Genomic DNA, 2,311 nt, shown 5'->3' with positions numbered 1-2,311 from the left:
GTCTCATTTTATTCTTGGTTTGCTTTTTTATTTCAGTAATTACCGATTGTGACACTATTGGGTGCGGAATATAGGCTCCAAAGCAATATCAATTCCCCCCACAGCAAAGCTGATATCAGCCGCAGCCAAAGCTGGTGCATCGTTGATCCCATCCCCAACCATTCCTACTACCCCTTCTGAGCGCAATTGTTGAATTGCTTTTAGTTTATCCTCTGGTAGCAGTTGTGCTTGATACTCTGTGATTCCAACTTGTTGGGCAATCTGCTTGGCAACAGCAGCCCGATCGCCTGTCAGCATCACTAACTGTTTTAGCCCAACGCGCTTGAGTTGTCGCATTGCTTCTGTTGCTTCCAACCGTATTCCATCAGAGAGTGCGATCGCTCCCAATAAACCGTTAGTCGTCCCTACTAACACCGGAATCTGACCAAACTGTTCAATCTCAGCTAACAAAGATTCTTCAAACAAGGGAATCTCTTTGTCTGTAAATAACCTTCGATTGCCAACAAAGTACAGCAACTCACCAAAGTTTGCTTGAATCCCTTTACCAGGTAGTGCCGTGAAATTTTCTGGTGTTTCTAACTCCATCTCTTGCTGTAGCGCTTTGACGACGATTGCCTTTGCCAAAGGATGTTCTGATTGTTGTTCCAGCGAAGCTGCAATCAATAACACCATGTTTTCACTTACTTTACCAAAGCTATAAACCTTTTGTACAACGGGTAGCCCCTGCGTAATTGTGCCAGTTTTATCAAAGGCAAGGGTACTGATGCGCCCGGAAGTCTCCAGTGCATTACCCCCTTTGAACAAAACACCTTGACGGGTTGCAGCACCAATGGCGCTGACAATTGCGACTGGGGTGGAAATCACCAAGGCACAGGGACAGGCGATTACTAGCATAACTAGCGATCGGTAGAACCAAACGTTGAAAGGTTGAGCAAATGCCAAGGGTGGAATAAGTGCTATGAGAATTGCTATCAAAATTACTATCGGGGTATAGACTTCTGCAAACCTATCCACCCACTGCTGTGAAGGAGCGCGACTTTCTTGAGCTTGTTCCACCAAATGCACAATTTTTGCAACAGTGGTATCACTCTTAATATGAGTTACTTTAACTTCTAAAAAACCTATTTGATTTAACGTTCCGGCAAAGACAGTATCTCCGGGAGCCTTATCTTCTGGAATTGACTCTCCCGTAATAGGAGACTGGTCAATTGTGCTATTACCAGTTAGGACTATGCCATCTAACGCTACGCGCTGTCCTGGTCGAATTGTCAAAATTTCCCCTATCTGGATACTCTCAACGGGAACTGTAACTTCTCGATTTCCCCGCTTGACACTAGCAGTAGGTGGAGTTAAATCCATTAAAGCGCGAATAGCATTGCGGGTGCGACCAAAGGTAAAAACTTGTAACGTTGTACCTAAAGAAAACAAAAAGACGACTAGCGCCCCTTCAAACCAGTCTCCTAAAATCACTGCCCCAATCACCGAGATAGTCATCAATAGATTCATATCGGCGCGGCGCAAGCGCAACTCAAACAAACCAGCTCGTGCAATAGGATAGCCTGCAATGACAATGCCAATGCCATAAAAAGTTCGTGCTATCCAGATGGGTAATGCTAAATGTTGAGTAACTAAGCCTAAAACTAATCCTATACCAGCAAGAATAACGCTTTGCCCCCGACGGTTGCTCAGCCAGAATTTCCATGTCGGATCGGGGTTTTGAGTAGGGGGGCAGACTTGAACGGCGCGATCGCTATGGTTGTGGCAACAGGAATCGGTATGATCGTGGGAGCTAGCAACAGAACTCTGCTCAACCGTATAACCCAATGCTTTAATCCGGTCATAAATAGTCGCTTCACTAACCTGGAGCGGGTCATAAGATACTTGCAATCGTCCAGTCGCAAAGCTGACCGATACCTCACTCACGCCTGCAATTTGCTCTAAACCTACCTCAATTGTCTTAGCACAACTTCCGCAGTCCATGCCACCTACTTGTACTTGTTGGGTTTTCAGGGAAGGAGTTTGAGTCATGGCAGCTTTAAAGGGGGCGACAAGAATAATTGTTTATATTTTAATACAACAATTGAATAGTTATTCAATTGTTTAATTGTTTAATTTTAGTTACGATTGAGATTGATAACCATTGGCTAAACTCAACGTCGTGAACAAGCGCAAGCAAAAGCAAGACTCAGACTTACTCCAAACTGAAGCACCAAAGTGTGATGCTCATCTGGTGCATCTAGTAGTCTGTCAAGAACTAATTGACGGATAGAGGCGCTTTAATTTAATACGGGCATCAGCGGTTGTAAATTGC

The 2,311-nt window shown here is 44.5% G+C and carries 1 protein-coding gene; it reads right to left on the bottom strand.

Annotated features, from left to right (window positions below):
• Positions 1-54: 54 nt before the first annotated feature.
• A complete protein-coding gene (locus ICL16_RS20575; protein WP_238360878.1) occupies positions 55-2,028 on the bottom strand; it encodes a heavy metal translocating P-type ATPase in 1,974 nt (657 codons plus the stop codon).
• Positions 2,029-2,311 lie beyond the last annotated feature (283 nt).

It is taken from the genome of Iningainema tapete BLCC-T55 (genome assembly GCF_014698965.1).
GTDB lineage: Bacteria > Cyanobacteriota > Cyanobacteriia > Cyanobacteriales > Nostocaceae > Iningainema > Iningainema tapete.
This window is presented reverse-complemented; position numbering and strand designations above follow the sequence as displayed.

Bases quoted from the DNA above. Each gene is read 5' to 3' on its own strand.
- ICL16_RS20575 (WP_238360878.1), bottom strand. From the start codon at position 2,028: ATGACTCAAACTCCTTCCCTGAAAACCCAACAAGTACAAGTAGGTGGC.